Origin of the sequence: Rhodosalinus sp. (genome assembly GCF_041685465.1) — a bacterium.
GTDB lineage: Bacteria > Pseudomonadota > Alphaproteobacteria > Rhodobacterales > Rhodobacteraceae > Rhodosalinus.
Genome location: NZ_JAWLFS010000159.1, coordinates 1 through 7,029 on the forward strand (window position 1 = coordinate 1; position 7,029 = coordinate 7,029).

The 7,029-nt window shown below is 69.3% G+C and carries 6 protein-coding genes; 2 read left to right on the top strand and 4 right to left on the bottom strand.

The genetic code is table 11. The features are described 5' to 3' along the window. The 3 genes from sufB to iscR form a co-directional block, all read right to left on the bottom strand. Nucleotides 1-1,457 (bottom strand): Fe-S cluster assembly protein SufB (sufB, locus tag ACESL7_RS10945; RefSeq protein WP_372893360.1); only part of this gene is annotated, 1,457 nt, incomplete at its 3' end. Between the two features lie 141 nt (nt 1,458-1,598). Beyond that, nucleotides 1,599-2,642 (bottom strand): cysteine desulfurase family protein, encoded by a 1,044-nt coding sequence (locus ACESL7_RS10950; protein WP_372893361.1) that lies wholly within the window; start codon nt 2,640-2,642, stop codon nt 1,599-1,601. Between the two features lie 106 nt (nt 2,643-2,748). Further along, complete coding sequence (gene iscR / locus ACESL7_RS10955) at nt 2,749-3,207, bottom strand: Fe-S cluster assembly transcriptional regulator IscR (RefSeq protein WP_372893362.1); 459 nt, start codon at nt 3,205-3,207, stop codon at nt 2,749-2,751. Nucleotides 3,208-3,359: 152 nt separating this feature from the next. On the opposite strand from iscR, the gene ACESL7_RS10960 reads away from it, so the two are divergent. Together ACESL7_RS10960 and ACESL7_RS10965 are read left to right on the top strand one after the other, a co-directional pair. Beyond that, nucleotides 3,360-4,013: an alpha/beta hydrolase gene (locus tag ACESL7_RS10960; RefSeq protein WP_372893363.1), complete on the top strand. Its 654-nt coding sequence runs from the start codon at nt 3,360-3,362 to the stop codon at nt 4,011-4,013. Nucleotides 4,014-4,026: 13 nt separating this feature from the next. Then, a complete protein-coding gene (locus tag ACESL7_RS10965; RefSeq protein WP_372893364.1) occupies nt 4,027-4,251 on the top strand; it encodes a hypothetical protein in 225 nt (74 codons plus the stop codon). Nucleotides 4,252-4,300: 49 nt separating this feature from the next. Here the strand turns inward: ACESL7_RS10965 and mfd are convergent. After that, a partial coding sequence (gene mfd, locus ACESL7_RS10970) for a transcription-repair coupling factor (protein WP_372893365.1) occupies nt 4,301-7,029 on the bottom strand: 2,729 nt, incomplete at its 5' end.

The window sequence follows — 7,029 nt, forward strand, 5'->3', positions numbered from 1 at the left end:
TCCTTGGCGAAGCCGTTGACGATCAGCGCCACGGCTTCTTCCTCGTCCATGCCGCGCGAGCGGCAATAGAAGAGCTGGTCGTCGTCCACCTTCGAGGTCGTCGCTTCGTGCTCCACGCGGCTCGAGTTGTTCTTCACCTCGATGTAGGGAACCGTGTGCGCGCCGCACCTGTCCCCGATCAGAAGCGAGTCGCACTGCGTGTAGTTGCGGCTGTTCTTCGCCTTCGGGTGCATCGAGACGAGCCCGCGGTAGGTGTTCGACGAGACCCCGGCGCTGATCCCCTTGGAGACGATGCGCGAGCGGGTGTTCTTGCCCAGATGCACCATCTTGGTGCCGGTGTCGGCCTGCTGGTGGTTGTTGGTGATGGCGATCGAGTAGAACTCGCCCTGGCTGTCATCGCCGCGCAGGATGCAGGAGGGATACTTCCAGGTCACGGAGCTGCCCGTCTCCACCTGCGTCCACATCACCTTGGAGCGGTCGCCGCGACAGTCGGCGCGCTTGGTGACGAAGTTGTAGATGCCGCCCTTGCCGTCCTCGTCGCCGGGGAACCAGTTCTGGACGGTGGAGTATTTCACCTCCGCGTCCTCCTCGGCGATGATCTCGACGACGGCCGCGTGCAGCTGGCTCTCGTCGCGCTGCGGCGCGGTGCAGCCTTCGAGGTAGCTCACGAAAGAGCCCTTGTCGGCGATGATGAGCGTGCGCTCGAACTGCCCGGTGTTCTCCGCGTTGATCCGGAAGTAGGTCGAAAGCTCCATCGGGCAGCGCACGCCCGGCGGCACGTAGACGAAGGACCCGTCCGAGAAGACCGCGCTGTTGAGCGTGGCATAGAAGTTGTCCGAGACCGGCACCACCGAGCCGAGGTACTTCTTCACGAGCTCGGGGTGCTCCTGGATCGCCTCCGAGATCGAGCAGAAGATCACGCCCGCCTTCTTCAGTTCCGCCTGGAACGTCGTGCCGACCGAGACACTGTCGAAGACCGCGTCCACGGCGACCTTCCGCTCGCCCTCGCGCGCTTCGGCCGGGGCCGCGTCCTCCGCGCCCTCGACCCCGGCGAGCACCATCTGCTCCTTCAGCGGGATGCCGAGCTTCGCGTAGGTCTCGAGGAGCTTCGGATCCACGTCGTCGAGCGACTTCGGCTTCTCCGCCATGCTCTTCGGACGGGCGTAGTAATACTGGTCCTGGAAGTCGATCGTCGGGTAATCGATGAAGGCCCACTCGGGCTCCTTCATCTGCAGCCAGCGCTCGTAGGCCTTGAGCCGCCAGTCGGTCATCCACTCAGGCTCGCCGTTCTTCTCCGAGATGAGGCGCACGATATCGGCCGTCAGGCCCTTCGGCGCGTAATCCATCTCGATGTCGGTTTCCCAGCCGTACTTGTACTTGCCGCCGACCTCGCGCACGGTCTCGACCGTCTCGCGGTCGACGCCTTCCTTCACGTCGAGCTTGTCCAATGCGCTCATCGTTCGTCTCCTCGGTCTGGTCGGGGCCGGCGGCCCGCTGACGCTTCTCGCTTCCACCCCCTGACAGGGGGTTACCTCATGTCCCCTCCGGGGCGCCCGACGGCCCGCTGTCGCAGGGCCGCCGCTCGATCGTCCCGACGCTCAGGCCGCGCGGGCCCGGTGCCGCTTCAGCGCGGCACCCCAGCGCTCCGCGAAGCGGTCGAGCTCCGCCCGCGTGACGCCGGGCCCGAAACTCACCCGCAGCGCGCTCGCCGCGACCGTCTCGTCGTGGCCCATGGCGCGCAGCACGCTGCTCGCCCGGACCTTTCCGCTGGAACAGGCGGACCCGGCCGAGACCGCGATCCCTGCAAGATCCATGGCCATCACCTGCGTCTCCCCCTTCCAGCCGGGCGTCGCGACGCAGACCGTGTTCGGAAGCCGCGGCGCCCCTTTCCCGACCAAAATAATCTGGTCCCCGAGGGCCTCAAGGTTTTTCTCTAGAATATTTCTAAGTTCCGCGACCCCGTCCCAGAGCCCCGCGTCCAGGTCGCGCCGCGCCGCCTCCGCCGCCGCGCCGAAGCCCGCGATCCCGGGGATGTTCTCGGTCCCCGAGCGCCGGCCCATCTCCTGCCCGCCGCCGCGGATGCGCGCCGCCACGTCGCGCCCCTGCCGCAGAAGGAGCGCGCCCACCCCCTTGGGCCCGCCGATCTTGTGCGCCGAGACGAAGGCCATCTCCACCCCCGTCTCCGACAGCCGGAGCGGCAGCTTGCCGAAGCCCTGCGTCATGTCCGAGACGGCGAGCCCCGCGGGCAGCTGCTGCACGACGCCCGTCTCCGAATTGCCGAGCTGCAGCGCCGACCGGGCCGGATCGGTGACCGTCACGCGCCCGTCGCCGTCCACCGGCAGCCCCTCCTCGACCCAGGCGCGCACCGCGTCGTGCTCGATGCCCGCGCCGAGAAGACCGCGCCCCGCGCAGGCCAGCGCCGCCGCCTCCGTCGCCCCGGAGGTGAAGACGAGGTCGTAGCCCTCGCCCCCGATCGCCTCGAGCACCTGCGCCCGCGCCCGCTCGACCGCCGCCTTCGCCGCGCGGCCCTCGTCATGCACCGAGGACGGGTTGCCGATCAGGTCGAGCGCACCGGCCACCGCCTGCCGCGCCTCCGGGCGCAGCGGCGCCGTCGCGTTCCAGTCGAGATAGACCCGGCTCATCCCCGTGCCTCCTCGCGGCCCATCATCTTGGCGAAAATACTCCGGGGGAGTCGCGCCGGACGGCGCGACGGGGGCAGCGCCCCCCGACACGGCCCGCCGTATGCGCTCACTCGTCCACCACCGAGAAAAGATCCGGCACCGCCGGGCACGGCGCGAGCGTGTTGTTCACCACGTCCGAGAGCCGCGTCTGGTGCAGGAAGACATAGACCTGCGCCGAGAGGCTCTGCCAGAGGCGGTTCGTCAGCGACTGCGCCTTGGTCCCCGAAAGCCCGCCGGTCGCGCCGAGCCCCTTCTGCATGGCGTCCACGGTCTCGTCGACGGCCGAGAGCACCTCGACCACGCGGATCTCGGAGGCCGGCCGCGCGAGCCGGTAGCCCCCGCCGGGCCCGCGCACCGAGGTCACCAGCCCCGCCCGGCGCAGCCGCACGAAGAGCTGCTCGAGGTAGGGCAGCGAGATCGCCTGCCGCTTCGCGATGTCGCCGAGGCTCACCAGCGCGTCCTCCGGCTGAAGCGCGATGTCCGCCAGCGCCACCATCGCGTATCGCCCCTTCGTGCTGAGCTTCACCGCCCGCCCCCTTCCCGTCTCGGAATATTGACCGCGCGTGCCGCAGTGCTTAGTTGCCTCTGGGCCCAGCGCACACTGATTAGAATAGTTCTAAGAAGGTACGGCCGTCCCGTCAACGATTCCGTCCGCCCCAGCAGGAGCCACAAGACCCAATGCCCGAGGTCATCTTTCCCGGTCCCGAGGGCCGTCTCGAAGGCCGATACCACCCGCAGAAGGACCGCGACGCGCCGATCGCGCTGATGCTGCATCCGCATCCGCAGTTCGGCGGCACGATGAACAACAAGGTCGTCTACAACCTTCATTATGCCTTTCACCGGATGGGCTTCACCGTCCTGCGCTTCAACTTCCGCGGCGTGGGCCGCAGCCAGGGCGAATACGACCAGGGGGTGGGCGAGCTCTCCGACGCGGCCTCCGCGCTCGACTACCTGCAGTCTATGAACCAGAATTCCAAGCACTGCTGGGTCGCGGGCTTCTCCTTCGGGGCCTGGATCGGGATGCAGCTCCTGATGCGCCGGCCCGAGATCACGGGCTTCATCTCGGTCTCGCCGCCGGCGAACATGTACGATTTCTCGTTCCTTGCGCCCTGCCCCTCGTCCGGGCTCCTGATCAACGGGACGGCCGACCGCGTCGCGCCGCCCTCGGACACCGCCACGCTGGCCTCCAAGCTTCAGGAACAGAAGGGCATCACCGTCAGCCACGACGAGGTCGAGGGCGCGGGCCATTTCTTCGAGGGCGAGCACATGGAGACGATGATCGAGACGGTCACCGACTACGTGAAGCGCCGCCTGACGGAAACGACGCGATGATCGGGGGACGCCGATGGGGGTGACGGAGGACCTGGCCGACGCGCTGGCGCGCGACGCGATCGAGGCGGCCGACGAGCTCGGCGACGACCGGCTCGTCAACGAGTTGGCCGAGGCGCTCGGCGCCACCTCCTCGACCACGCAGGAGGCCTTCATGACCTCGGTGCGCGTGCGTCTCGCCGAGCGGCGCGCGCGCCGGCTCCTGGAGCAGAAGCGCGCCGCCGGCCGCGGCGGCGGCTGACGCCGCCGCCCAAGGCGCTTCCAAGCGCCTTGGCCAAGCCCGCTTGGCGTCACTCCGCGGCGACCGCCTCGGCCTTCTTCGCGAGATCCTGCGCGATGGCGAAGGCGCCGCGCACGCGCTCCTTCTCGCTCGTCCAGTCCCGCCGCACCACGACCTTGTTGTCCTTGACCTTGGCGAGGCCGTTCTGCGCCTTGATGAACTCCACGAGACCCTCCGGGTTCGGAAAGCGGTCCTCGTGGAACTGCACGGTGGCCCCCTTCGGCCCGCCGTCGAGCTTGGCGATATGGGCGCGCTTGCACATGGCCTTGATGCGCACCACCACGAGGAGCGTGTTCACCTCCCGCGGGAGCTCGCCGAAGCGGTCGATGAGCTCGGCGGCGAAGCCCTCGAGCTCGACCTTGGTCGTCAGCGACGAGAGCCTGCGATAGAGCCCGAGCCGCACGTCGAGGTCGGGCACGTAGTCCTCGGGGATCAGCACCGGCACGCCGAGGTTGATCTGCGGCGCCCATTGCTCGCCCGTCTCCGCGATCCCCTCGGCCTCGCCCGAGCGGATCTTGCCGATCGCCTCTTCCAGCATCGACTGGTAAAGCTCGAAGCCCACGTCGCGCATCTGGCCCGACTGCTCCTCGCCGATGAGGTTGCCCGCGCCGCGCAGGTCGAGATCCTGGCTCGCCAGCGTGAAACCCGCGCCGAGCGCGTCGAGGCTGCCCAGCACGCGCAGGCGTTTCTCGGCCTGCGGCGTGAGCGGCGCACGCGGCTTGGTGGTGAGATAGGCGTAGGCCCGCGTCTTGGCGCGCCCCACCCGCCCGCGGATCTGGTAGAGCTGCGCCAGGCCGAAGCGGTCGGCGCGGTGGATCACCATCGTGTTCGCCGTCGGGATGTCGAGGCCCGATTCCACGATCGTCGTCGCCAGCAGCACGTCGTACTTGCCGTCGTAGAAGGCGTTCATCCGGTCGTCGAGCTCGCCCGCCGCCATCTGCCCGTGCGCGATGACGAAGCTCACTTCCGGCACCTGTTCGTGCAGGAACGTCTCCATCTCGGGCAGGTCGGCGACACGGGGGACGACGAAGAAGCTCTGCCCGCCGCGGTAGTGTTCGCGCAGGAGCGCCTCGCGCACGGTGACCGCGTCGAACTCGCCGACATAGGTGCGGATCGACAGCCGATCCACGGGCGGCGTGCCGATCACCGAGAGATCGCGCACCCCCGAAAGCGCCATCTGCAGCGTCCGCGGGATCGGCGTCGCCGTCAGCGTCAGCACATGCACATCGGAACGGAGCTGCTTGAGGCGCTCCTTGTGCCCGACGCCGAAGCGCTGCTCCTCGTCCACGATCAGCAGGCCGAGGTCGGAAAACTTCACCGACTTCGACAGCAGCGCATGCGTGCCCACCACGATGTCCACCGTCCCGTCGGCGAGGCCCGCGCGCGTCGCCGTCGCCTCACGGCTCGTGACGAAGCGCGAGAGCGCGCGCACCTCCAGCGGGAAGCCCCGGAAGCGGTCGCGGAAGCTCTGCGCGTGCTGGCGGGCGAGCAGCGTCGTCGGCGCGATCACCGCGACCTGCCGGCCCTGCATCGCCGCGACGAAGGCCGCGCGCATCGCCACCTCGGTCTTGCCGAAGCCCACGTCGCCGCAGATCAACCGGTCCATCGGGCGCCCGGCCTCGAGGTCGCCGAGCACGTCCTCGATGGCGCGCATCTGGTCCTCGGTCTCCTCGTAGGGAAAGCGCGCGCAGAACGCCTCCCAGGCGTGGTCCTGCGGCTCCAGCACCGGCGCCTTCCTGAGCTCGCGCTCGGCGGCGATGCGGATGAGCCGCTCGGCGGTCTCGCGGATGCGCTCCTTCATGCGCGCCTTGCGCGCCTGCCAGGCGCCGCCGCCGAGCTTGTCGAGCAGGCCTTCCTCGTGGCCGTAGCGCGTCAGCAGCTCGATGTTCTCGACCGGCAGGTAGAGCTTCGCGCCCTCGGCGTATTCGAGCACCAGGCACTCGTGCGCCGCACCCGCCGCGGTGACGACCTCGAGCCCCTTGTAGCGCCCGATCCCGTGCTCGACGTGAACGACCAGATCGCCCGGCGAGAGCGATTGAGCCTCGGTCAGGAAGTTCTCGGCCCGCCGGCGTTTCTTCGCGCCCCGGATCAGCCGGTCGCCGAGCACGTCCTGCTCGGAGATCACGGTCAGCCCCGGCCGGGTGAAGCCCTGCTCCAGCGGCCAGACGGCGAGGTGCAGCCCCGCCTTGCCGATGCGCGTGGCGTCGGTCACGGGGATCGCCCCGGCCAGCCCCTCGTCCTCCAGAAGCCCGTCGAGACGCTCGCGCGCGCCCTCGGAATAGGAGGCGACGACGACCGGCCCCTCCTGGAGTCTTGCGTGAATGTGCTCCGCCAGAACGCTGAAAAGATTTATATTCTCGTTCTGCCGCTCAGGCGCGAAACTGCGCCCGATGCGCCCGCCCGCGTCCGTCACGCCCGGCCCCGAGGGCTGCGGCAGGGGATGGAACTGCGCCACCCGCCGCGCGCCGAGCGCGGTCTCCAGAGCGCCCTCGTCGAGATAGAGGCGCTCCGGCGGGACCGGCTTGTAGACCGTGTCGAAGCGATCCTTGCGGGTCATCGCCTCCTGGCGCGCCTCGTACTGGTCGGTCACGCTTTCCCACCGGCTGCGGTGCGCCGCGCCGGCCTGATCGTCGAGGCAGACGGGCGCCTGCGGCAGGTAGTCGAAAAGCGTCTCCAGCCGGTCGTGGAAGAAGGGCAGCCAGTGCTCGGCCCCCTGCGGCTTGCGTCCCGCGCTGACGG